22 protein-coding genes are annotated in these 23301 nt (G+C 70.9%); 11 read left to right on the forward strand and 11 right to left on the reverse strand.

What is annotated here, in order from left to right:
* The first annotated feature begins 3 nt into the window (after positions 1-3).
* From atpA to ACIQ5Y_RS16970, 5 genes are all read left to right on the forward strand, one after another.
* Complete coding sequence (atpA, locus tag ACIQ5Y_RS16950) at positions 4-1599, forward strand: F0F1 ATP synthase subunit alpha (RefSeq protein WP_403880429.1); 1596 nt, start codon at positions 4-6, stop codon at positions 1597-1599.
* Between the two features lie 20 nt (positions 1600-1619).
* A complete protein-coding gene (locus ACIQ5Y_RS16955; protein WP_403880431.1) occupies positions 1620-2537 on the forward strand; it encodes a F0F1 ATP synthase subunit gamma in 918 nt (305 codons plus the stop codon).
* Positions 2537-3979 carry a F0F1 ATP synthase subunit beta gene (atpD, locus tag ACIQ5Y_RS16960; protein WP_054224704.1) on the forward strand — a complete coding sequence of 481 codons (1443 nt, stop codon included), beginning with the start codon at positions 2537-2539 and terminating at the stop codon, positions 3977-3979. The genes ACIQ5Y_RS16955 and atpD overlap by 1 nt, the downstream gene beginning before the upstream one ends.
* Positions 3980-4120: 141 nt before the next feature.
* The gene (locus ACIQ5Y_RS16965; RefSeq protein WP_329379191.1) at positions 4121-4495 is read left to right on the forward strand and encodes a F0F1 ATP synthase subunit epsilon; all 375 of its coding nucleotides are present in this window, start codon (positions 4121-4123) and stop codon (positions 4493-4495) included.
* A gap of 123 nt (positions 4496-4618) precedes the next feature.
* A complete protein-coding gene (locus ACIQ5Y_RS16970) occupies positions 4619-5065 on the forward strand; it encodes a DUF2550 domain-containing protein (protein WP_365165849.1) in 447 nt (148 codons plus the stop codon).
* A gap of 132 nt (positions 5066-5197) precedes the next feature.
* On the opposite strand, the gene ACIQ5Y_RS16975 is transcribed toward ACIQ5Y_RS16970, so the two are convergent.
* The 3 genes from ACIQ5Y_RS16975 to ACIQ5Y_RS16985 form a co-directional block, all read right to left on the reverse strand.
* On the reverse strand, positions 5198-7102 hold the full coding sequence (locus ACIQ5Y_RS16975; protein ID WP_403880434.1) for a glycosyl hydrolase family 18 protein: 1905 nt from the start codon (positions 7100-7102) through the stop codon (positions 5198-5200).
* 125 nt (positions 7103-7227) lie between these two features.
* Complete coding sequence (locus ACIQ5Y_RS16980; RefSeq protein ID WP_403880436.1) at positions 7228-7872, reverse strand: response regulator; 645 nt, start codon at positions 7870-7872, stop codon at positions 7228-7230.
* Positions 7869-9053, reverse strand: coding sequence for a sensor histidine kinase (locus tag ACIQ5Y_RS16985; protein WP_403880438.1), 1185 nt, complete (start codon positions 9051-9053; stop codon positions 7869-7871). The genes ACIQ5Y_RS16980 and ACIQ5Y_RS16985 overlap by 4 nt, the downstream gene beginning before the upstream one ends.
* Before the next feature lie 162 nt (positions 9054-9215).
* Between ACIQ5Y_RS16985 and ACIQ5Y_RS16990 the strand changes: the two genes are divergently transcribed.
* On the forward strand, positions 9216-9791 hold the full coding sequence (locus ACIQ5Y_RS16990) for a hypothetical protein (protein ID WP_403880440.1): 576 nt from the start codon (positions 9216-9218) through the stop codon (positions 9789-9791).
* Between the two features lie 12 nt (positions 9792-9803).
* Here ACIQ5Y_RS16990 and ACIQ5Y_RS16995 read toward each other — a convergent pair whose 3' ends face one another.
* The gene (locus ACIQ5Y_RS16995; protein ID WP_384747005.1) at positions 9804-10376 is read right to left on the reverse strand and encodes a cob(I)yrinic acid a,c-diamide adenosyltransferase; all 573 of its coding nucleotides are present in this window, start codon (positions 10374-10376) and stop codon (positions 9804-9806) included.
* Positions 10377-10703: 327 nt separating this feature from the next.
* On the opposite strand from ACIQ5Y_RS16995, the gene ACIQ5Y_RS17000 reads away from it, so the two are divergent.
* From ACIQ5Y_RS17000 to ACIQ5Y_RS17010, 3 genes are all read left to right on the forward strand, one after another.
* Positions 10704-11552: a 3-hydroxyacyl-CoA dehydrogenase family protein gene (locus ACIQ5Y_RS17000; RefSeq protein WP_384588930.1), complete on the forward strand. Its 849-nt coding sequence runs from the start codon at positions 10704-10706 to the stop codon at positions 11550-11552.
* Positions 11553-11747: 195 nt separating this feature from the next.
* Positions 11748-12071: an STAS domain-containing protein gene (locus tag ACIQ5Y_RS17005; RefSeq protein WP_030153791.1), complete on the forward strand. Its 324-nt coding sequence runs from the start codon at positions 11748-11750 to the stop codon at positions 12069-12071.
* Between the two features lie 210 nt (positions 12072-12281).
* Entirely contained in the window at positions 12282-15212 is a 2931-nt protein-coding gene (locus tag ACIQ5Y_RS17010; protein WP_403880443.1) for an ATP-binding protein, read from the forward strand.
* A 122-nt stretch (positions 15213-15334) separates the two neighbouring features.
* Here ACIQ5Y_RS17010 and nucS read toward each other — a convergent pair whose 3' ends face one another.
* Positions 15335-16006 carry an endonuclease NucS gene (nucS, locus tag ACIQ5Y_RS17015; protein ID WP_403880445.1) on the reverse strand — a complete coding sequence of 224 codons (672 nt, stop codon included), beginning with the start codon at positions 16004-16006 and terminating at the stop codon, positions 15335-15337.
* 220 nt (positions 16007-16226) lie between these two features.
* Between nucS and ACIQ5Y_RS17020 the strand changes: the two genes are divergently transcribed.
* Positions 16227-16619: an SCO5389 family protein gene (locus ACIQ5Y_RS17020; RefSeq protein WP_226724241.1), complete on the forward strand. Its 393-nt coding sequence runs from the start codon at positions 16227-16229 to the stop codon at positions 16617-16619.
* Between the two features lie 35 nt (positions 16620-16654).
* Here the strand turns inward: ACIQ5Y_RS17020 and ACIQ5Y_RS17025 are convergent, their stop codons facing one another.
* Positions 16655-17686: an LLM class flavin-dependent oxidoreductase gene (locus ACIQ5Y_RS17025; RefSeq protein ID WP_403880447.1), complete on the reverse strand. Its 1032-nt coding sequence runs from the start codon at positions 17684-17686 to the stop codon at positions 16655-16657.
* A gap of 229 nt (positions 17687-17915) precedes the next feature.
* On the opposite strand from ACIQ5Y_RS17025, the gene ACIQ5Y_RS17030 reads away from it, so the two are divergent.
* On the forward strand, positions 17916-18242 hold the full coding sequence (locus ACIQ5Y_RS17030) for an ATP/GTP-binding protein (RefSeq protein ID WP_384747016.1): 327 nt from the start codon (positions 17916-17918) through the stop codon (positions 18240-18242).
* A 6-nt stretch (positions 18243-18248) separates the two neighbouring features.
* Here ACIQ5Y_RS17030 and ACIQ5Y_RS17035 read toward each other — a convergent pair whose 3' ends face one another.
* The 5 genes from ACIQ5Y_RS17035 to ACIQ5Y_RS17055 form a co-directional block, all read right to left on the reverse strand.
* The gene (locus tag ACIQ5Y_RS17035) at positions 18249-19064 is read right to left on the reverse strand and encodes an ABC transporter permease (protein WP_403880449.1); all 816 of its coding nucleotides are present in this window, start codon (positions 19062-19064) and stop codon (positions 18249-18251) included.
* A complete protein-coding gene (locus ACIQ5Y_RS17040; RefSeq protein WP_403880451.1) occupies positions 19061-20176 on the reverse strand; it encodes an ABC transporter ATP-binding protein in 1116 nt (371 codons plus the stop codon). Before ACIQ5Y_RS17040 ends, ACIQ5Y_RS17035 begins: the two co-directional genes overlap by 4 nt.
* A gap of 153 nt (positions 20177-20329) precedes the next feature.
* Positions 20330-21112: an ABC transporter permease gene (locus tag ACIQ5Y_RS17045; RefSeq protein WP_403880453.1), complete on the reverse strand. Its 783-nt coding sequence runs from the start codon at positions 21110-21112 to the stop codon at positions 20330-20332.
* Positions 21109-22131 carry an ABC transporter ATP-binding protein gene (locus ACIQ5Y_RS17050; RefSeq protein ID WP_403880455.1) on the reverse strand — a complete coding sequence of 341 codons (1023 nt, stop codon included), beginning with the start codon at positions 22129-22131 and terminating at the stop codon, positions 21109-21111. Before ACIQ5Y_RS17050 ends, ACIQ5Y_RS17045 begins: the two co-directional genes overlap by 4 nt.
* Positions 22132-22269: 138 nt before the next feature.
* Positions 22270-23208, reverse strand: a complete 939-nt coding sequence (locus ACIQ5Y_RS17055; protein WP_376658837.1) for a cellulose-binding protein — start codon at positions 23206-23208, stop codon at positions 22270-22272.
* Between the last annotated feature and the right edge of the window lie 93 nt (positions 23209-23301).

Genomic DNA, 23301 nt, shown 5'->3' on the forward strand with positions numbered 1-23301 from the left:
CAGATGGCGGAGCTCACGATCCGGCCGGAGGAGATCCGGGACGCACTGGAGAACTTTGTCCAGTCGTACCAGCCGGACGCGGCCTCGCGCGAGGAGGTCGGAACGGTCAGCGTTGCCGGCGACGGCATCGCGAAGGTGGAGGGCCTGCCCTCCGCCATGGCGAACGAGCTGCTGAAGTTCGAGGACGGCACCCTCGGTCTCGCCCTCAACCTCGAGGAGCGCGAGATCGGTGCGATCGTCCTCGGCGAGTTCAGCGGTATCGAGGAGGGCCAGCCGGTGCAGCGCACCGGTGAGGTTCTCTCCGTAGGTGTCGGCGAGGGCTACCTCGGCCGCGTTGTCGACCCGCTCGGCAACCCGATCGACGGCCTCGGCGAGATCGCGACCGAAGGCCGCCGCGCCCTCGAGCTGCAGGCCCCGGGCGTAATGGTCCGTAAGTCGGTGCACGAGCCCATGCAGACCGGCTACAAGGCCGTCGACGCGATGGTGCCGATCGGCCGTGGCCAGCGTCAGCTGATCATCGGCGACCGTCAGACGGGTAAGACCGCTCTGGCCGTCGACACGATCATCAACCAGCGCGACAACTGGCGCTCGGGCGACGTGAACAAGCAGGTCCGCTGCATCTACGTCGCCATCGGCCAGAAGGGCTCGACCATCGCGTCCGTTCGCGGCGCCCTGGAAGAGGCCGGCGCGCTCGAGTACACGACGATCGTCGCCGCCCCGGCGTCCGACCCGGCCGGCTTCAAGTACCTGGCGCCGTACACCGGTTCCGCCATCGGCCAGCACTGGATGTACGCCGGCAAGCACGTCCTGATCATCTTCGACGACCTGTCGAAGCAGGCCGACGCCTACCGCGCCGTGTCGCTGCTGCTGCGCCGCCCGCCGGGCCGTGAGGCCTACCCGGGTGACGTCTTCTACCTGCACTCCCGTCTGCTGGAGCGCTGCGCGAAGCTGTCCGACGAGATGGGTGCCGGTTCGATGACCGGTCTGCCGATCGTCGAGACCAAGGCGAACGACGTGTCGGCGTTCATCCCGACCAACGTCATCTCCATCACCGACGGCCAGTGCTTCCTGGAGTCCGACCTGTTCAACGCGGGCCAGCGCCCGGCGCTGAACGTCGGTATCTCGGTCTCCCGCGTCGGTGGCTCCGCCCAGCACAAGGCCATGAAGCAGGTTTCGGGTCGTCTCCGCGTCGACCTGGCCCAGTACCGCGAGCTGGAGGCGTTCGCCGCCTTCGGTTCCGACCTGGACGCCGCGTCGAAGGCCTCGCTGGAGCGCGGCAAGCGCATGGTCGAGCTGCTGAAGCAGGGCCAGTACCAGCCGATGCCCGTCGAGGAGCAGGTCGTCTCCGTCTGGGCCGGCACCACCGGCAAGATGGACGACGTCCCGGTGGGCGACATCCGTCGCTTCGAGTCGGAGCTGCTGGAGCACCTGCGCCGCGAGCGCAAGGACCTCCTGACCTCCATCGCCGACGGCGGCAAGATGTCGGACGACACGCTGGGCTCGATCGCCGACGCGATCGCCGCCTTCAAGCGCCAGTTCGAGACCTCGGACGGAAAGCTCCTGGGCGAGGACGTTCCGGCCGTCAACGTCTCCAAGTGACGACGGAAGGGACCTGACTCATGGGAGCGCAGCTCCGGGTCTACAAGCGTCGCATCCGTGCCATCACGGCGACCAAGAAGATCACCAAGGCGATGGAGATGATCGCCGCCTCGCGCATCGTCAAGGCGCAGCGCAAGGTGGCGGCGTCGATGCCGTACGCGACCGAGCTCACCCGTGCGGTGACCGCGGTGGCGACCGGTTCGAACACCAAGCACGCCCTGACCACCGAGGTCGAGGCGCCGACCCGCGCCGCGATCGTGCTCATCACGAGCGACCGCGGTCTGGCCGGCGGCTACTCCTCGAACGCCATCAAGCAGGCCGACCGGCTCACCGAGCGGCTGCGCGCTGAGGGCAAGGAGGTCGACAGCTACATCGTCGGCCGCAAGGGTGTCGCCTACTACGGCTTCCGTGAGCGCAAGGTCACGGACTCGTGGACCGGCTTCACCGACAGCCCGACCTACGCCGACGCCAAGCGCGTCGCGGCGCCGCTGATCGAGGCCATCCAGCTGGACACGGCCGAGGGTGGCGTCGACGAGCTGCACATCGTCTTCACGGAATTCGTGTCGATGATGACGCAGAACGCGGTGGACGGCCGGATGCTGCCGCTCAGCCTCGACAAGGCTGTGGAGGAGGACGGTGCGAAGGGCGAGATCCTTCCGCTGTTCGAGTTCGAGCCGTCGGCGGAGGACGTCCTCGACGCCCTTCTGCCGCGCTACGTCGAGAGCCGCATCTACAACGCACTGCTGCAGTCGGCCGCTTCCGAGCACGCCGCCCGCCGCCGCGCGATGAAGTCGGCGACCGACAACGCCGGAGACCTCATCAAGAGCCTCTCCCGGCTTGCCAACGCGGCCCGCCAGGCCGAAATCACCCAGGAAATCAGCGAGATCGTCGGTGGCGCCAGCGCCATGGCCGACGCGACCGCGGGGAGTGACAAGTAATGACGACCTCTGTTGAGACGGCCGCCGCCACGGGCCGCGTCGCCCGGGTCATCGGCCCGGTCGTCGACGTGGAGTTCCCCGTCGACGCGATGCCCGACATCTACAACGCGCTGAAGGTCCAGGTCGCCGACCCGGCCGAGGACGGCGCGCTCAAGACGCTGACCCTTGAGGTCGCCCAGCACCTGGGTGACGGCCTGGTCCGCACCATCTCCATGCAGCCCACCGACGGTCTGGTCCGCCAGGCCCCGGTGACCGACACGGGCGAGGGCATCACCGTCCCCGTCGGTGACTTCACCAAGGGCAAGGTGTTCAACACCCTGGGTGAGGTGCTCAACTACCCCGAGGCGAACGCCGAGGTCACCGAGCGCTGGCCCATCCACCGCAAGGCCCCGAGCTTCGACGAGCTCGAGTCCAAGACGGAGATGTTCGAGACCGGCGTCAAGGTCATCGACCTTCTCACCCCGTACGTCAAGGGTGGAAAGATCGGTCTGTTCGGTGGTGCCGGTGTCGGCAAGACCGTTCTGATCCAGGAAATGATCTACCGCGTCGCCAACAACCACGACGGTGTGTCGGTGTTCGCGGGCGTCGGTGAGCGTACCCGTGAGGGCAACGACCTCATCGAGGAAATGGGCGACTCGGGCGTCATCGACAAGACCGCCCTTGTCTTCGGCCAGATGGACGAGCCCCCGGGCACCCGTCTGCGCGTCGCGCTCGCCGGTCTGACCATGGCGGAGTACTTCCGCGATGTTCAGAAGCAGGACGTGCTGTTCTTCATCGACAACATCTTCCGGTACACCCAGGCCGGTTCCGAGGTGTCGACCCTGCTCGGCCGCATGCCCTCCGCGGTGGGTTACCAGCCGAACCTGGCCGACGAGATGGGTCTCCTCCAGGAGCGCATCACCTCGACCCGTGGTCACTCGATCACCTCCATGCAGGCGATCTACGTCCCCGCGGACGACCTGACCGACCCGGCGCCGGCGACCACCTTCGCCCACCTCGACGCGACGACGGTTCTTTCCCGTCCGATCTCCGAGAAGGGCATCTACCCGGCCGTGGACCCGCTGGACTCGACGTCCCGCATCCTCGACCCGCGGTACATCGCGGCGGACCACTACGCGGCCGCCATGCGTGTCAAGGGGATCCTGCAGAAGTACAAGGACCTCCAGGACATCATCGCGATCCTCGGTATCGACGAGCTGGGCGAGGAGGACAAGCTCGTTGTCCACCGTGCCCGTCGTGTCGAGCGCTTCCTGTCGCAGAACACCCACGTGGCGAAGCAGTTCACCGGTGTGGACGGTTCGGACGTTCCGCTCGACGAGTCGATCACCGCGTTCAACGCGATCTGCGACGGTGACTACGACCACTTCCCCGAGCAGGCGTTCTTCATGTGCGGTGGCATCGAGGACCTGAAGGCCAACGCCAAGGAGCTGGGCGTCTCCTGATCCGGCGCGCTCCGCGAGGAGCGCATCCGGTTCGCAGGTTTCGAAGGAGAGGGGCGGGTGTGTCCCGTCCCTCTCCCCACGCCCATTAGAATTTGACCCAACACCCGGCTGACCCGCCGGGTGGTGACCCGAGGAGCCACCTTGGCTGCTGAGCTGCACGTCGAGCTGGTCGCGGCGGACCGCAATGTCTGGTCCGGCGAGGCCACCCTTGTTGTCGCCCGCACCACGTCCGGCGACATCGGCGTCATGCCCGGTCACCAGCCGCTTCTCGGTGTGCTGGAATCGGGCCCGGTGACCATCCGTACCAGCGAGGGCGGCACCGTCGTCGCCGCGGTGCACGGCGGATTCATCTCGTTCGCGGACAACAAGCTGTCCCTGCTGGCCGAGATCGCCGAGCTCGCGGACGAGATTGACGTCCAGCGCGCGGAGCGGGCACTGGAGCGCGCCAAGTCGGACGCCGATGCGGCATCCGAGCGACGCGCCGAAGTCCGGCTGCGCGCCGTCGCGGGGCACTGAGCCCCGTACCAAAGTGTGAAACCTCAGCCGCGGTCCGTTCCGGAATTTTCCGGAGCGGGTCGCGGCTGAGGCGATGCAGGTCTGTTTTTCGTCTGTATTCGATGAGCGAGGAGGTCGGTGAAGATGCTCCTCGCTCTGCTTGTGAGCGGCCTGGTCGTAGCCCTGGTGGTGATCGGGCTGTTTGTGTTCGGGCTGCGCCGCAGGCTCATCCAGCGTTCGGGCGGGACCTTCGACTGCAGCCTGCGCTGGGGCGTGGCCGAGGAGCCCGACGTCTCCGGCAAGGGCTGGGTGTACGGGGTCGCCCGCTACGGCGGTGACCGCATCGAGTGGTTCCGCGTCTTCAGCTATTCGCACCGGCCGCGCCGGGTTCTGGAGCGGGCCTCCATCGAGGTGATCGCGCGCCGCGCGCCCGAGGGCGAGGAAGAGCTGGCCCTGCTGTCCGACGCCGTCGTGCTCGGCTGTCTCCACAAGGGGACCCGCCTGGAGCTGGCGATGAGCGAGGACGCCCTGACCGGTTTCCTGGCGTGGCTGGAGGCCGCGCCGCCCGGGCAACGGGTGAATGTCGCCTAAAAATTCCTTGGCCCGTTGGCTGGGGGTCCCCCCGGACGAAGTCTGGGGGAGGGTGAACGTGGCCTGATCGACCGCAGGCGTCGAAAGCCGGGAGGACGAGGGGGCGGACCCCGTCCTCCCGGCTTTTCGTTCCTACTGGAGACCGGTGTGGATCGCGTTCGCGAGCTCGCCGTTCGTGGTGTCGCCGCTGAATTCCCAGAAGAAGGCGCCCTTCAGGCCCTGCTGCTTGGCCCAGGTCATCTTCCCGGCGATGGTGGCGGGGGTGTCGTAGCTCCACCAGTTGCCGCCGCACTTGGCGTAGGCCGTGCCGGCGACGGTGCCGGTGGCCGGGCAGCTGTTCTTGAGCACCTTGTAGTCCTCGATGCCCTGCTCGTAGGTGCCCGGAGCGGGCCCGGTGGCGGTGCCGCCCGGGGCGGCCTGGGTGACGCCGGTCCAGCCGCGGCCGTAGAAGCCGATGCCGAGGTTGAGCTTGGAGCCGGGGATGCCCTTGCCCTTGAGCTTGGTGATGGCCGCCTCGGAGTTGAAGCCGGCGATCGGGATGCCCGCGTACGAGGTGAGCGGGGAGTGCGGGGCGGTCGGGCCCTTCGCGTCCCAGGCGCCGAAGAAGTCGTACGTCATGACGTTGTAGAAGTCCGCGTACTGCGCGGCGCCCGCGTAGTCGGCCAGGTCGAGCTTGCCGCCGTTGGAGCCGTCCGCGGAGATCGCGGCGGTGACCAGGTTGGAGCCGCCGAACTTGGTGCGCAGCGCCGACATCAGGTTCTTGAACGCGGCGGCTCCGCTGGTGTCGCAGGACAGACCGCAGGCGTTCGGGTACTCCCAGTCGATGTCGATGCCGTCGAAGACGTCGGCCCAGCGCGGGTCCTCGACCAGGTTGTAGCAGGACTGGGCGAAGGCGGCCGGGTTGGCGGCGGCCTGACCGAAGCCGCCGGACCAGGTCCAGCCGCCGAAGGACCACAGGACCTTGATGTTCGGGTACTGCTTCTTCAACTTGCGCAGCTGGTTGAAGTTGCCGCGCAGCGGCTGGTCCCAGTTGTCGGCGACGCCGTCGACGCTCTGGTCGGCGGTGTAGGCCTTGTCGTAGTCGGCGTAGGCGTCACCGATGGTGCACGCGCCGTTCTGGACGTTGCCGAAGGCGTAGTTGATGTGGGTGATCTTCGCGGCGGAGCCGGAGGTGACCAGGTTCTTCACGTGGTAGTTGCGGCCGTAGACGCCCCACTCGGTGAAGTAGCCGAGCTTGACCGGGCCGCCGGGCTGCGGGGGCTCGGTGGTGCCGCCGGTGGTGGTGACCGAGAGGCTGCCGGAGGAGGGGCCGGTCTGGTCGATGGTGTCCCGGGCGGTGACGGAGTAGGTGTAGGTGGTGGCCTTGGTCAGGCCGGAGTCGGCGTAGGTGGTGCCGGTGACCGTCGCGATCTTGGCGCCGCCGCGGTAGACGTCGTAGTTCTTGACGCCCTTGTCGTCGGTGGCCGCGCCCCAGCTCAGGGTCAGCGAGGTCTCGGTGACCCCGGTCGCGGTGGGGGTGCCCGGTGCGGTGGGGGGAGCGTCACCGGGCTGGGTGGTGCCGTCGCAGGAGCCGCCGTTGACCTTGCAGCCGCTGGGGGAGCCGGCGCCGGTGCCGTTGAAGCCGAAGCTGGCGGTGGCGCCGGGGGCGAGGGTGCCGTTCCAGCCGACGTTCTTGCCGGTCCAGTGGGTGCCGGAGCTGGTGACGGTGCCGTCCCAGGCGGAGGTGACCGCGGTGCCGGCGGGGAAGTCCCACTCGACGGTCCACGAGGTGATCGTCGTGGTGCCGGTGTTCTTCACCGTCCACTTGCCCTCGAAGCCGGTGCCCCAGTCGGAGACCTTGGTGTACGTCGCGGTCGCGGAAGCGGCGGCCTGGGCCGGTCCGGCGAGCGCGACGAGCCCGGTGACGGGCACGGCGAGGGCGGCGATGACGGCCGCGACTCTGGTGAAGAACCGGGTGCGCCTGGTGCGGGGTGGGGATGCTGTGCTCAAGGGTGCTCCTCCGTAGGTCCGTCTCCGTCGTGGGGCCGACGTCGACATGGGGGTGGGACCTGCGCCGCCCGTGAGCACGCTTTGTCATGGCACGCTCACCACAGTGTTGCGGTGAGAGTAGAAAGGTCTGGACCAACCGTCAAGAGGTCCAGACCGGTGTCCCCGGAGGTTCGCTAGAGCCCCAACTCCTGTGCCAGCACGGCCGCTTGGAGGCGGCTGCGGAGCTCCAGCTTGCCCAGGAGGCGACTCACGTGCGTCTTCGCCGTCGCCTCCGCCATGTCCAGCCGTATGGCGATCTCCGCGTTCGACAGCCCCTCGCCCAGACAGGACAGCACCTCGCGCTCCCGCCGGGTCAGCGTCTCCAGCGCCGGAGGGGCGGCGGGCCGGGCGGGGCGCGCCGGGGCCGCGAACTCCGCGATCAGCCGTCGTGTCACCGCCGGGGAGATCAGGCCCTCCCCGCGCGCCACGGTCCGTACCGCCCCGATCAGCTCCGCCGCCTCCGCGTTCTTCAGCAGGAAGCCCGCCGCGCCCGCGCGCAGCGCCCCGAACACGTACTCGTCGAGGTCGAAGGTGGTCAGCACGAGTACGTCCGCCAGCCCGTCCGCGACCACCTGGCGGGTCGCCGACACCCCGTCCAGCCTCGGCATCTGCACGTCCATGAGGACCAGGTCCGGCCGCAGCTCCCGGGCCAGGCGCACCGCCTCCTCCCCGTCGGCGGCCTCGCCCACCACCTCGATGTCGCCCGCGCTGCGCAGGATGAGCACCAGCCCGGCCCGTACCGCGCTCTGGTCCTCCGCCACCACCACCCGGATGGTCATGCCTCCACCGCCTCCAGTTCCGTGGGCAAGGTCGCCCGTACCTGCCAGGCCGCTCCGCTGCGGCCCGCCGCGAACTCCCCGCCGAGTAGTTCCGCCCGCTCCCGCATGCCGACCAGCCCGGCCCCGGAGCCCGGGGCGCGGGGGCCGCGGCGGTCCCCGTACGGGGAGTCCACGGCCACCGTCAGGGCGGCGTCGGTGCGGGCCACGCGGACCGTGACCGTGCCCGGGCCGGCGTGCTTGAGGGCGTTGGTCAGCGACTCCTGGACGATCCTGTACGCCGCCAGCTCCACCGGCGCCGGCAGGGCCCGGGCGGGGGGCCGCTCGTCCGCGAGCACGAAGTCCAGGCCGCTCGCCGACCCGTTCGTCCGGGCCTTCTCCAAGAGGGCCTCCAGTCCGTCCAGAGAGGGCACGGCGGCCGCTTCCTGCTCCGCCCCGGCGTCGCGCAGCAGCCCGATGAGCCGACGCATTTCGGCCAGTCCCTGCACGCTGTTCTCCCGGATCACCCCGAGCGCCTCCCGGCTGGTCTCCGCCCGGTCGATGGACAGCGCGGCGGTGGAGTGGATGGCGATGGCGGAGAGGTGGTTGGCCACCATGTCGTGCAGTTCCCGCGCCATCCGGGCCCGCTCGGCGGCCACGGCCTGGCTGCGGTCCATCTCGGCCAGCAGCGCGGTCTGCTCGGCGCGCAACCGGGCGGCCTCGGCGGCCTCGCGGTGGTTGCGCAGCGTGGCGCCGGTCAGCGCCGGGGCGAAGCTCACGATGCCGGTGATCACGCCGATCAGGAGGGCCTGCGGGGTGCGCAGCCAGGCGACCGAGGCGATGGTGACGATGACGGTGATCAGCCCGGTGGAGACCGGGAGGCGACGGGCCATGGACGGCTTGCCGTACACGACGGCGGCGTACATCAGATCGGTGAAGATCACGACGGTGGCGAGGCTGCCGACCGTGAACTGGTCGGCGATCACCCCGACGGTGCCGACGGCAAGGGTCAGCGACGGCATGGTGCGGCGCAGCAGCTCCATGGAACCGACGGCCACGAGGGGGACCAGGGCGGCCCACGCGGGCAGGAAGTGCCGGCTGCCGTTGCTGTAGATCCCGAGCGACCAGAACACGAGGCCGACCAGCACGCTGAACACCGCCAGCAGGACGTCGTCGCGGTGGGGGCGCAGGCTCTTCGTGGTCACGGTCCCATCCAACAGGGTGTGCGGGCCGCGCACGTCGGCGCAGGGGCCGAGGTGCGGCTACATCGAAGGGTGCAGGCACAGCTCGTCAGCGACGACGACGCGACCGGCCCGGCGGGACGGGAGTCTGGGAGGGAATCGGAAACCCGGTGGATGGAGAGTCCCGTGATCGTCACGCTGATCATCGCCTGCGAGGTCGGCTTCTGGGTGTTGTTGGCCGCCGGCCTGGCCCTGCGCTACCTGGCGGGCATGCCCCGGCTGGGCGCGGCCGTGCTGCTGTGTGAGCCGCTGATGGAGCTGGTCCTGCTCGTGGTGACCACGGTGGACCTGAAGAACGGGGCCGAGCCGGACTGGAAGCACGGCCTCGCCGCCCTGTACATCGGCTACACCGTCGCCTACGGCCACTACACGGTGAAGTGGCTCGACGGCCACGCCGCGCACCGGCTGGCCGGGGGACCGAAGCCGCCCGGCCCCGGATACGGCAAGGCCCGCGCCGTCCACGAGTGGAAGCTGTGGCTGCGTACGGTCGTCGCCGCGGCCGTGGCCCTCGGCCTGCTGCAGGCCGCGATCGCGTACGTCGGCGACGCGGGCGACGTCAGCTCGCTGAAGGCGTGGCAGTACGGCGCCCTGCGGGCGGTCGGGATCCACGCCCTGATCGCCGCCACGTACACGATCTGGCCGAAAAAGGCCCCCGCCGCCGCCGAGGAGCGGCCCGCGCCCCTCGCGGGGAGCGGGCGCTGAGGCGCCGTGAGGCTACCGCTCGCCGCCCGGGACCCACAGCACATCGCCGACCTCCTTGTTGGCCACGCGGGCCAGGATGAACAGCAGGTCGGAGAGGCGGTTCAGGTAGGTGGCGGTCAGCGGGTTCATCACCTCGCCGTGCACCTCCAGCGCCGCCCAGGTGGACCGCTCGGCGCGCCGGACCACCGTGCAGGCCTGGTGCAGCAGGGCCGCGCCGGGGGTGCCGCCGGGGAGGATGAAGCTGCGCAGCTTCTCCACCTGCTCCAGGAAGGTGTCGCAGTCCGCCTCCAGCTTGTCGACGTAGAACTGCTCGACGCGCAGCGGCGGGTACTCCGGGTTCTCGACCACCGGGGTGCACAGGTCCGCGCCGACGTCGAACAGGTCGTTCTGCACGCGGACCAGGACCTTGACGACCTCCGGGGACAGGCCGCCGAGCGCGATCGCCGTCCCGATGGCCGCGTTGGCCTCGTTGGCGTCGGCGTACGCGGAGATCCGCAGGTCGGTCTTGGCCGTACGGCTCATGTCGCCGAGGGCGGTCGTGCCCTTGTCGCCGGTACGGGTGTAGATGCGCGTGAGGTTCACCATGCGGCCAGGGTAGACGGGGCCGGCGGGGAAATTCCGGGCGCGGTGGCGCCCGCCCGCCGTACCGTCGGGTGGGGACCGAGGCGCTCCGGCGGATCGACCTCCTGGCGGGCCTCCTCGCCACCTGACGACGGCGACGACACCGGCTGGGGGTGAACTGTGAGGCAGCGCACGGCTGCTGGGCCGGACCGGTGTGATGTCCGTCATCTGAGACGTGACGCGTGTTACTTCGCGGTCACTCCGCGCCGCCCGGGCGCTAGTCTCCGCCGGAGTGGCTACGAGACCGGGCCCTGACGGGGCCGGGGTCCAATCGAGAACTTGGGGTGTGCAGTGGCTGGGAAGCTCGCCGTCATCGGTGCCGGGCTGATGGGTTCCGGAATCGCTCAGGTCTCCGCTCAGGCCGGTTGGGACGTCGTCCTGCGCGACGTCACCGACGCGGCGCTGACCCGGGGCACGGACGGGATCAAGGCCTCGTACGACAAGTTCGTCTCCAAGGGCAAGCTCACCGCCGAGGACGCCGAGGCCGCGCTCGCCCGCATCACGACCACCACCGACCTCGACGCCGCCGCCGACGTGGACATCGTCGTCGAGGCCGCCTTCGAGAAGATCGAGATCAAGCACGAGATCTTCCGCGCCCTCGACAAGATCGTCCGCGAGGACACGATCCTCGCCTCCAACACCTCCGCCATCCCGATCACCAAGATCGCGGCCGTGACGGAGCGTCCGGAGCGGGTCGTCGGCGCGCACTTCTTCTCGCCCGTCCCGATGATGCAGCTCTGCGAGCTCGTACGCGGCTACAAGACGAGCGACGAAACCCTCGCCGCCACCCGCGCGTTCGCCGAGTCCGTCGGCAAGACCTGCATCGTCGTCAACCGCGACGTCGCCGGCTTCGTGACGACCCGTCTGATCTCGGCGCTCGTCGTGGAAGCCGCGAAGCTCTACGAATCGGGCGTGGCCTCCGCCGAGGACATCGACATCGCGTGCAAGCTGGGCTTCGGTCACGCGATGGGCCCGCTGGCCACCGCCGACCTCACCGGTGTCGACATCCTGCTCCACGCCACCAGCAACATCTACACCGAGTCGCAGGACGAGAAGTTCGCGCCGCCGGAGCTGATGCGCCGGATGGTGGACGCCGGCGACATCGGACGCAAGAGCGGCCAGGGCTTCTACAAGCACTGAGCCGCCGGCCCGTGGCCGGGCCGAACGGGCCCGGCCATTGAGCACCAGTTCGAATGCCATCACCCCTCGGGGTGAATTAGGTATCGGTTCGCTCACGGTCGGCAACTTCCCTGCCCGTGAGGCAGTCAGTTGCAGTGAGAGTTGCCGACCACGGACCAATCGGACCATACGTACGCGGTACTGCCGGGAGCACACATGCACATCAGGGGCGACCACGCCGAACTCGCTGTCGGGGGCCGCCTCGACGTGCGCAGCGCGGCGGACGCCCGTACGGCCCTCCACACCGCCCTCGACGACGGACACGGCGACCTCGTGCTCGACCTCACCGGACTCGACTCGTGGGACGCCACGGGACTCGGCGTGATCATGGGTGCGCACCGGCGGGCCGGCCGGACCGGACGGCGTCTCGTCCTGCGAGGGGTGCCGCCCCAGATGCAGCGGCTGCTCGTCGCGACCCGACTGCACCGGATCCTCGCGATCGAGGGCGGCCTGGAGGCCGAGTCCCTTCCCCGGGTGTGACCCGCCCCCACGGCACCGACCCCAGGCCCGCCACCTGCACATTTCCTGCGGAAACGTAACGGTCCGGTGGTGATGGCACCCCTGCGGTTCCCCGCACGACCGGCCACCGTCTAGGGTTCGGGCGGAAACCGGACCAGTAGCGAGAGCGGCGTGTGCGAAGGCCGGGCGGGAAGACGGCGACGGCGCGCAGCGCGATCGGGGGACTTGGTCATGGACCTCAAGCAGGGGCAGACCGATCCGGAGGAGCGTTCCGGGGCGGCGGCCGCGCGGCCCGCCCGGACACCCGCGCCCGCGCCCGCCGCGCGGCTGGTCAGCCTGATCGCGGGCGAATTTACCCTCGCGGTCAACCCCGTCGACGGCAGCGAGATCGAAGTGCTGCGCCCCGGCACCGACACGAGCCGCCCCGCCAAGCGCGACGAGGCCTCCCGCGCCGCCAGGGACACCGCCGCGCGCCCGCCCGTGCTACCCGGGCCGCCGATACCCGTCCGCCCCCTCATAGGCCGCGAGGAGGAGCGCGAGCGGCTCGTCCGGCTGCTCGGTCGCGGCCGCTCCGTACGGCTGACCGGCCCCGCCGGATCCGGCCGCACCGCGCTGCTCGACGCGGTCGCCTCCCGCTGCGCCGACCTCGCGCCCGACGGTGTCGTACGGCTCTCCGGCCACGGGCACCAGCAGCCCGGAGAGCTCCTCCAGGCGCTGTACTCGGCCGTGTACGAGGCCCCGCGCGAGCGGCCCGACCGGATCACGCTCCTCGCCCGCGTCCGGGACATCGGCGCCATCGTCCTCCTCGACGACCTGGACCTGGGTGCGGGCGCCCTCGACGAGCTGCTGCGCGCCACCCCCGAGTGCGCCTACCTGCTGGCGTCGACCCCCGAGACGAAGGCGCCCGGCGACGACGCGCACCTCGACGAGGTCTTCCTCGACGGCCTGGGCAAGGCCGAATGCGCGGCACTCCTGGAGGCGGGCATCGGACGGCCGCTGACCGATCCGGAGACTGCCTGGGCGGCCGACCTGCGGTTCGCCTCCGAAGGGCTGCCGCTGCGCTTCGTACAGGCCGCCGCCCTGCTGCGGCAGCGCGACGAGCTCAACCACGGCGACGAGGACGACGACGGGGAAGAGCCCGGCGTCTTCGAGGAACGCCCCCGCGGCAGTGCGCACGTCCCGCTGCCCACGCTCGCCGAGGGCGCGGCCCCGGCGGAGCTGCTGGCCTCGCGGGTCAGCGAATCGGCGCGCGCGGCCCTGCGGATCGCGTGCGCGCTGGGCGGGGAGATGCCGCACCACACGCACCTGCCGGCTCTGGTGGGGGACACCCACGCGGACTCGGCGGTGGCGGAGCTGCTCGCCTGCGGACTGCTGACCCCGGTCGGCGCCCGCTACCGGCTCGCCGAGGGCGTCGTACGCCAGCTGGAGGAGGCCGGATACGGGGACACCGCCGCCGAGGAGGCCCGTACGGCCGCCCGGCACTACGCCTGGTGGACCGGGCACGCCTCGGTGACCCCCGAGCGGGTCGCGGTGGAGGCCGAGGCGGTACTGGCCGCACTGGGCGGCGCGGACGTGGTGGCGGCGGTGCTGCTCGCGCGGACGGCGGCCCCCGCGTTCGCGGCCTCACTGCACTGGGAGGCCTGGGAGCGGGTGCTGCGCGCGGGCGCGGAGGCCGCGCGCAAGGCGGGGGAGGTAGCCGAACAGGCGTACTTCCACCACGAACTCGGCGTGCTCGCCCTGTGCGAGGGGCGCCTCGACCGGGCGCGGGCCGAACTGGAGACCTCGATCGGGCTGCGCGGCGCGCTGGCCGACAAGCGGGGCACGGTGGCCGGGCGGCGGGCACTGGCGCTGGTCGTGGACCGCGAGGCGGCCGGGGTGACGTCGTCCCCGCCCCTGCGCCTGGAGCCCCCGGCGGTCACGAGTGGTTCCGCGGGCCGCCCCGGATCCGGCGGCGCGGCCCGCTGGGCGGGCTCGGCTGCCCTGCCGGCGGGCCGGGCGGTCACGGGTGGCCCCGCGGGCGAGGCGGGTACCGCTGCCCTCGCCGGGCCGGGTGGCGCGGCCGGTGCCCCGGGTGGGCCCGGCGGCGCGGCAGGTGCGGCAGGTGCGGCAGGTCTTCCGGCGGGTCCGGCGGGTCCGGCGGGTCCGGCGGGCGCGGGTGGTGCCGCGAATGCCGCCGCCGCTGCCCGAGCCGCGGCGGGCGGTGCGGCCGGGGCCGTCGGCGGGCTCGCGCTGCGCGGGCCGGGGGCGGCGGGCGGCGAAGCCGCGGCCGGGCCGGCCGGTAACGGGGGCGCGGCCGCGTTCTCGGGAGGCTGGGCGGGCACCGGTGGCACGGCCGGTGGCCCGGGTGGCGCCGCCGGTGGTGCAGGTGCCGCTGCTCTCGGCGGACAGGGTGGTGCGGCAGGCCTCCCGGGCGGCTGGGCCGGTGCGGGCGGGCCCGTGGAAGAGGCCGGCGCCGGTGCGCCGGGCGGGGTCACGCTGCGCGGGCCCGGTGTCGGTGGCCCCGGTGTCGGCGGTGCCAAGGACGCGGGGCGTACCGGGGCGGTGGCTTCGCCGCCGGCCGTGCCGGTCTCGCCGGAGGCGGTGACGCGGGTGACCCCCGTGGTGCCGGTGCCGCCGCGTACGGACACGCCCACCACGCTGTCGGCGGTGTTCGAGGACGCGTTCCCGCTGGACACGAAGCCCGCCGCCGTCTTCGAAGCGGCGCCCGCCGCGGGGTCGGACGCGGGCCACGGCCGTCGCCGCAAGGTGCTGCTGGCCGCGGCCGGTGCGCTGACGGTGGTGGCGCTGGGCACCGTGGTGAGCCTGGCCATGAGCTCCGAGGACACCGAGCCGCCGGCGAAGGGTCCCGCGGTGTCGGTGAACCCGACGCGGGTCGCTCCGTCCTCGGCACCCGGCACCACCGACCCCGCCGCGCAGCCGCCGGTGGCGCCCGCGACCTCGCAGTCCCCGACCCCGGGCGAGAGCACCGCCCCGACCACCCCGGGCAAGACCCCGTCCCGGAAGCCGTCCTCGACCCCGCCGAAGTCCCAGTCCTCGTCCTCGTCCTCGTCGCCGACGAAGTCCGCGGACCCGTCGCCCTCGCCGTCGAGCGAGTCCCCGTCGGTCTCGCCGTCCCCGTCGCAGTCGGCGCCGGAGACCGTCGCGCCGCCCGCCACCCAGTAGGCCCGGGCGACGACGGGAACGTGACGACGGGCCCCGAGGCGCCGGGCGACCGGAGCCTCAGGGCCCGTCGGAACGAGCTCGGAACGAGCTCGGAACAGGCTGGGGACAGACTCGGAACGGGCTCAGAACAGGCGGAGCTTGTCGTCCTCGATGCCGCGCAGGGCGTCGTAGTCCAGCACCACGCAGTCCATGCCGCGGTCCGTCGCCAGCACCTTCGCCTGCGGCTTGATCTCCTGCGCCGCGAACACGCCCCGGACCGGGGCCAGGTGCGGGTCGCGGTTCAGCAGCTCCAGGTAGCGGGTCAGCTGCTCGACACCGTCGATCTCGCCGCGCCGCTTGATCTCCACGGCCACGGTCCCGCCGGAGGCGTCCCGGCACAGGATGTCCACCGGGCCGATGGCCGTCATGTACTCGCGCCGGATCAGCGTGTAGCCCTCGCCCAGCGTTTCGATGCGGTCCGCGAGGAGCTCCTGGAGGTGCGCCTCCACGCCGTCCTTGATCAGGCCGGGGTCGACGCCGAGCTCGTGGGAGGAGTCGTGGAGGACTTCCTCCATGGTGATGATGAGCTTCTCGCCCGCCTTGTTGACGACCGTCCAGACACCGGCCTCGTCGCCGCTCCCCTCCTTGAGGGTGCACGGGGGCGACATCCAGTTGAGCGGTTTGTACGCCCGGTCGTCCGCGTGGATCGAGACACTGCCGTCAGCCTTCACGAGGATCAGACGGGGTGCCGAGGGCAGATGGGCGGTGAGCCGGCCCGCGTAGTCGACGGAGCAGCGGGCAATGACGAGACGCATGGTCGGCAACGCTACTCGACGAGAAGGCCTCCACGCGATTCGCCCCTGAAAGCCCCCTTCGCGGATGGCGCGTTGTATGCGCATTCTCCTGGTGCGTCACCCATGGGGCGCCTACCGTGGTGAGCGGGAGGTTGCGGAGCGTGCACGCTGCGTCGCGATCTCCTTCCCTGCCCGTAAGGCCCCGGCAACCCGATCCGCCGGGGCCGCGAGAGGAGAACCCATGTCGCTCGACGTCTCACCGGCCCTACTCGAACAGGCCGAGCGAGGCGAGGTCGACGAAGCCGCCTTCGTCGACTGCGTCCGGACCTCCCTGCCCTACGCATGGGAGATGATCAGCTCGCTGGTGGCCCAGCTGAAAGTGGACGGCGGAGAGTTCGCCGACAACCAGACGCCGCCGCCGGACGAGCAGGCGCGTGGGCAGCTGCTGCGCGCTCTTGCGAGTGACGCGATACGAGGTGCCCTGCAGCGCCACTTCGGAGTGCGCCTGGCATTCCAGAACTGCCACCGGGTAGCGGTGTTCCCGCTTGATCCCTCGGTGGACGACCGGCTGGCCAAGTTCACTTCGATCCGCGGTCAGCTGCTCAACCAGTCGCCGGAACTGCGCGACTGTTAGCGGGCCCGTTCCACCAGTACCGCCTCCGGCGGATCTCAGCCGAGACGGGGCAGGACCTCGGCGCCCAGGCGCCGTACGTTCTCCTCCGTCGCGGCGAGATCCCCGGAGCCCTCCGTCAGGAGGGCGAAGCGCGTGATGCCGGTCCGGGCGGACGTGGCCGCCAGACGGTCCGCCGCCAGGGCCGGGGTTCCCACCGGGTGCAGATCGCAGAGGAGTTCCGTGTACGCGACGGGATCCCGCATCGAGCGGATCCGGTCGTCCACCGTCACGTGCGCGTCCAGGCCCTGCTTCAGCCAGCCCGGCATCGACTTCATCAGTGTCTCGCGGGCGTCGGCCGTGCTGTCCGCCAGCTGGCACACCCCGGCGGACACGTGCCCCGCGTCGGCCACGAACGCGGGGGAGTGGCCCGCCGCCAGGGCGGTACGCCGCCACAGCGCGACCATCTCCGCCTTCTCCTCGTCCCCGCAGTGCATGCCGAGCAGCATCGGCAGCCCCCGCTGCGCGGCGAGCCGGACCGAGGCCGGCGAGGTGCAGGCCACGATGACCTCCGGGCCCGTCCCGTCCCCGTCGAGGGCTTCCGACGGACGCGGTACGACGGCCACCTCGCGGAAGCCGTACCGCTCGCCCGACGCTCCCACACGGGGCTCGGCCAGCCAGCGCCGCAGCAGGTCCAGCGCTTCCGGGAAGCCGTTCTCGTACGAGTCCAGGCCGCCCCCGAAGACCTCCAGGTCCACCCACGGCCCGCCGCGGCCGACCCCGAGCGTGAACCGGCCGCCGGAGGTCAGGTGCAGCAGGGCGGCCTGCTCGCCGAGGGCCACCGGGTGCGCGTTCGGCAGTACGCTCACCGCCGTGCCCACCCGCAGCCGCCGGGTCCGGCCCAGCAGCAGGGCGGCCAGGGTCACGGCCGAGGGGCACACCCCGTACGGGACGAAGTGGTGCTCGGCGAGCCAGACCGCGTCGAGTCCGGCCTCCTCGGCCACCTCCGCGGTCCGCACCGCCCGGTGCAGTGCCTCGCCCTGTCCCTGGCCCGGGAACTGGGCAGCCAGTACAAACGCTCCTACGCGCATCGCCTTTAGCCTCCTCGCGGCTGACGCGGCCTCCCCCAGGTGGACCGGTTCTTCCTATGGCAACAACGTCTGACACGTGCCAAAGGCACGGGCTGACAGGAAAGTTATTGGGATTGTCGGGCCATCTCCCGTCGTGCGGCCGCCTTCCTCGACCACCCTGCGGGTAGCGGGGCTCGCTGCGCGTAGTCTGGAAGAAAGTCCCTGCCGTCCGCTCATCCGTGAGGTATACGTGTCACCGCGCCACAACCGCCCCCGAGGCGGCGAGACCCCGGAGGAACGCACCGGCACCGGCTTCGACCGGTACGGGCTGGAGCGCACCGAGGAGTACCTGGGCGAGGACTGGAAGGTGCGGCACGTCGCGGGCGCGAGTGCGGCGGGCAAGCGCTACCGCTGCCCCGGCTGCGACCAGGAGATCCCCTCCGGCACCCCGCACCTCGTGGCCTGGCCCGAGTACGGCGGCGTGGACGACCGGCGCCACTGGCACAAGGCCTGCTGGAACGCGAAGGACCGCCGCACCTCGAAGGTGCAGCGGTCCCGCAACGCGCCCCGGTACTGACGCCGGCTAGACGTCCCGGCGGGCGACCACCACATAGGAGGCGGCCACCGCGGCGCCGGTGATCAGCAGGATCAGCGCCATGTGGGAGAAATCGCTGGTCGGCACGCCCATGTCGCTCCCGGTCGACATCCCGAACAGCTTCATCAGCGCCACCGGCGCGTTGTTCCGCAGGATCGTCGCCCCGACCGGCTGGAGCGCCTCCCAACTGCTGAGCATCCCGCCTATCACCGGCGGCAGCGTGACCACGCCCAGCATCACGGCGATCGCCCCGGCCGAGTGCCGCAGCAGTGCGCCGACCGCCAGTGCGAGCACGCCCAGCAGGGTCACGTACAGGGCGCCCGCCATCGCACCGAGCCACTCGGCCGTCGCGTGCGGTCCGGCCGCTGAACCGTTGTGGACGAAGGCGGCGGCGACGCCGACCAGGAAGACGGAGCCCGCGGTGGTGAGGAAGGCCGTGATGCCGAAGACGAGGTACTTCGCGGTGAGCACGCGGTGCCGGTCGGGGGCGGCCGTGAACGTGGTCCGGGCGAGACCGGTGGCGTGCTCCGAGGTGATCGTCAGTACGCCGAGGACCATCACCGCGAGCTGCCCCACCAGCAGGCCGAAGAGGGCCGGGGTGGTGAAGGAGATGTCCGCGTAGTCCCGGTCCACGGTCTGTGCGACGAAGAGCAGCCCGATGCCGACGACGGTCGCCACGAGCGCCCCGAGCGTCCACAGGGTGGAGCGCACCGAGACCATCTTGGTCCACTCCGAGGCCAGGGCGTGCCCCAGGTGCGGCCGCGGCGTCGGCAGCGGGGAGCTGTAGGTGGCCGGGGCGGTCATCGTGCGTCCTCGGGGTCGTTCTTGACGGCGCCGGCGAGTTCGCCGGGGTCGCTGGGCATCAGGAAGGGCCGCCCGCCCGCTCCGGGCGGCGGCGGGGCGAAGAACCCGGCCTGCGGGACCTCCGGCGCGGCCGCCTCCTCCTCCCACGCCGGGACCGTGAGCGGCTCCGGCTCCCACAGCTCGGCCCGGGGGTCTTCGGTGGAGGTGTACTCGACGGAGGACTGGGTCATCCGCATGTACGCCTCCTCCAACGAGGCCCGGTGCGGTGACAGCTCCCACAGCCGTACGCCGGCACCGTGCGCGAGGTCGGAGATCCGCGGCAGCTCCAGACCGGTCACGCGCAGTGCCCCGTCGGCCTCCTGGAGGACCCGGCCGCCCGCCTCGCGCAGGGCCGCACCCAGTGCGTCCCGGCCATCGGGGTCGGTGTCGGCCGTGCGGACCCGAGCGAATCCGGCCGAATTGTGCGTGATGAATTCCTGCGTGCCCATGTCCGCCAGCAGCCGGCCCCGGCCGATCACGATCAGGTGGTCAGCGGTCAGGGCCATCTCGCTCATCAGGTGCGAGGAGACGAAGACGGTACGGCCCTCGGAGGCGAGCCGCTTCATGAGGTTGCGCACCCAGAGGATGCCCTCGGGGTCGAGGCCGTTGACCGGCTCGTCGAACAGCAGTACCCGGGGGTCGCCGAGCAGGGCGGTGGCGATGCCGAGCCGCTGGCCCATGCCGAGCGAGAAGCCCTTCGTGCGCACGCCCGCCACGTCCTGGAGGCCGACGACGGCCAGCACCTCGTCCACCCGCTTCTCGGGGATCCCGGAGAGCTGGGCGATCGACAGCAGGTGCTTGCGCGCCCGGCGGCCGCCGTGCACGGCCTTGGCGTCGAGCAGGGCCCCGACGTGCCGCTGGGCGTTCGGCAGCTCCCGGAACGGGTGGCCGTTGATGGTGACCCGGCCGGACGTGGGCCGGTCCAGGCCGAGGATCATGCGCATGGTGGTGGACTTCCCGGAGCCGTTGGGCCCCAGGAATCCGGTGACGTGACCCGGCTTGACCTGGAAGGAAAGCTGGTCGACGGCGGTCTTCGCGCCGTAGCGCTTGGTCAGGCCGACTGCCTCGATCATCTTTACTGCCCCTTACCAGGCCGGGACGACTTTCGCCCGCGTAAGGCTTAAGAGGATAACGAGCTTCCTGTGGTTCCGTCCCGGGCCGATCCCCGAGCCCGACCCTGAGGCCGACCCGGGGATCACCCGTAGTCCTTCAGACGGAGGCGGGGCTCAGGCGTCCCTCTTCTTGAGGAGGAGGTAGCCCCCGAGTACGGCGGCCAGCGTCCACAGGGCCATGATCCCGAAGCCGCCCCAGGGGCCGTAGGGCGGGACTTCGCTGCCCATCGCACCCGGGACCACCTGCATGATCTTGGAGCCGGCCTGGTCCGGGAAGTACTGGGCGACCTTCCGGGTCGCCGGGACGATGCCGAGGATGTTCGACACCAGGAAGAAGAACGGCATCAGGATGCCGAGGGACATCACCGAACTGCGCAGCATGGTCGCCACGCCCATGGAGAACAGGGCGAGCATGGCCATGTAGAGGCCCGCGCCGATCACCGCGCGCAAGACGTTCGGCTCGGTGATGGCGATGGAGCGCTCGCCCAGGATGGCCTGTCCGAGGAAGAAGGACAGGAAGCTGGTGACCAGGCCCACGACGAGCGCCAGCGAGGTGGCCACGAGGAGCTTGGCGGCGAGGAAGGTCTCGCGCCGGGGCACGGCCGCCAGTGAGGTGCGGATCATTCCCGAGCTGTACTCGGTGCTGACGACCAGGACCCCGAAGACGATCACGGCGAGCTGGCCGAGGTTCATGCCGGCGAAGCTGGTCAGGGTCGGGTCGAAGGTGGCCTTCTCCTCGGGCTTCATGCCCTCGAAGCTGTTGTTGATGAAGACGCACAGCAGGGCACTGATCCCGGCGGTGACCACCACGGCGCAGGCCAGGCTCCAGGTGGTGGAGGCGACGGTGCGGATCTTGGTCCACTCGGACCGGAGGGCGGCGGAGAAGGACACGGTCACTCGCCGCCCTTGCGCGTCGTCTCGAAACCGGCACCCCACGCGGGGACATCGGCGGGCCTGGCGGGATTGAAGTCGGGGCCTCCCGGGGCACCGGGCTGTCCGGGCTCGCCCGGAGCGTGGGCGTGGTACTCGACGGAGTCCGCCGTCATGCGCATGAACGCTTCCTCAAGTGAAGCCCGCTGCGGGCTGAGTTCGTGCAGCACGATCTGGTGCCGGGCCGCCAGTTCGCCGAGCCGCTCCGATTCCACTCCGTCGATCTCCAGTGCGCCGGTGGCCGGAACGCTGATGGAACTGATTCCGGCCTCGTGGAGGACGTCCTTCAGCCGCTCCTGCTGCGGAGAGCGCAGGCGGACGAAACTTCGTGCGTTCTGCTGAATGAAATCGGCCATCGACAGGTCCGCCAACAGCTTTCCCTGTCCGATGACGATCAAATGATCCGCGGTCAGGGCCATTTCGCTCATCAGGTGGGAGGAAACGAAGATCGTCCGCCCCTCTGCCGCCAGACCCTTCATCAGATTGCGGATCCAGAGAATTCCCTCCGGGTCCAGACCATTGACGGGTTCGTCGAACATCAGGATTTCCGGATCACCCAGCAGTGCGGAGGCGATTCCGAGGCGCTGGCCCATGCCCAGCGAAAATCCTTTGGACTTCTTCTTCGCCACGGCCGTCAGGCCGACCAGGTCCAGGACCTCGGCGACCCGCCGCTCCGGGATGCGGTTCGACTGGGCAAGGCAGAGCAGGTTGTTGTACGCGGTGCGCGCGCCGTTCATGGCCTTCGCGTCCAGCAGTGCCCCGATGTACTTCAGCGGCTCCGTCAGATCCCGGTAGTGCTTCCCGTCGATCCGGACCGTGCCGCTGGTCGGGTTGTCGAGGTCGAGCATCATGCGCATGGTCGTGGACTTGCCCGCCCCGTTGGGGCCGAGGAAGCCGGTGACCACCCCCGGTCTGACCTGGAAGCTGAGGTTGTCCACGGCTGTCTTCGCGCCGAATCGTTTGGTAAGGCCCTCAAGCTCGATCATGCAGGCCACGCTAGAACGCCGAAGGGCCGTACGCCACCTACGAAAGGTGACGCACGGCCCTGCTTTGGTCGCGAAGCGGGCGAACCGTACCGACAGGTAACCGCGGACGGGACGTCAGCGGGTCAACGGGCCAGAGGGTCAGCGGGTCTGCTGCGCCGGGACGCCGCGGGTGACGGGCTCGTCGTCCACGATCGGGTTGGCCGCCGCGACGGCCGCACCGGTCAGCGTCGCCAGCATCTCGCGGACGTTGGTCAGCTGGGCGTTGATCGAGTCGCGGCGGTTGGTGAGCGCCGCCAGCTCGCGCTCGGACTCGCTGCGGATGCGGTCCGCCTTGGCGTTGGCGTCGGCCACGATGTCCTCGGCCTGGCGCTGCGCGGTCTCCACCGTCTGGCGGGCCCGGCGCTCGGCGTCCGTACGGAGCTTCTCGGCCTCCAGGCGCAGCTGCTCGGCGCGGTGCTCGATCTCGGCGAGACGCTTCTCCGCCTTCGCCTGACGCGAGGCCAGGTCGCGCTCGGACTGCTCGCGACGCTTGGCGAGGTTGGTCTCGAAGTCCGCGGCGGCCTGGGCGGCCTTGGCGCGGGTCTCCTCGAACAGGGCGTCGGCCTCCTCGCGCTTGGAGGCCGCGTCCTTCTGGGCCTCGGCGCGCAGGGTGGCGGCGTCGCCCTTGGCCTTCTCGACGATGCGGACGCCCTCGTCCTCGGCCTTCGACTTGCGGTCGGCCGCGAACGACTCGGCGTCGTTGCGCACCTGCTGCGCGGCCGACTCGGCGAGCTCACGGTGCTGCTCGGCCGCGCGACGGGCCTCCTCGCGCAGGTCCTTCGCCTCCTCCTCGGCCAGGCGCAGGATCTTCTCGACCCGGGCACCGAGGCCGGCGTACGACGGCTCGGCGTCGCTCACCTGGGCCTGGGCGTTCTGCGTCTCGAGGTGCAGTTCCTCGATCCGCTTTTCCAGAGAGTTGATACGTCCAAGGGCGCTGTCGCGGTCGGAGACCAGCTTGGTAATGCGGTCGTCCACCTGACCGCGGTCGTAACCGCGCCGCACGAGCTCGAAGCCGAAGGGGGAGGAAGGGTCGCTCATGGGGTTCCTGTCGAATGAGACCGATGAGGTGCTACGTGAGGTGTTAGGGGAATCCTAGGCGCCAGGGCGGCGTGTCTTCGAGTCAATCCGCGA

This window comes from Streptomyces sp. NPDC096339, assembly GCF_044762985.1.
Taxonomy (GTDB): domain Bacteria; phylum Actinomycetota; class Actinomycetes; order Streptomycetales; family Streptomycetaceae; genus Streptomyces.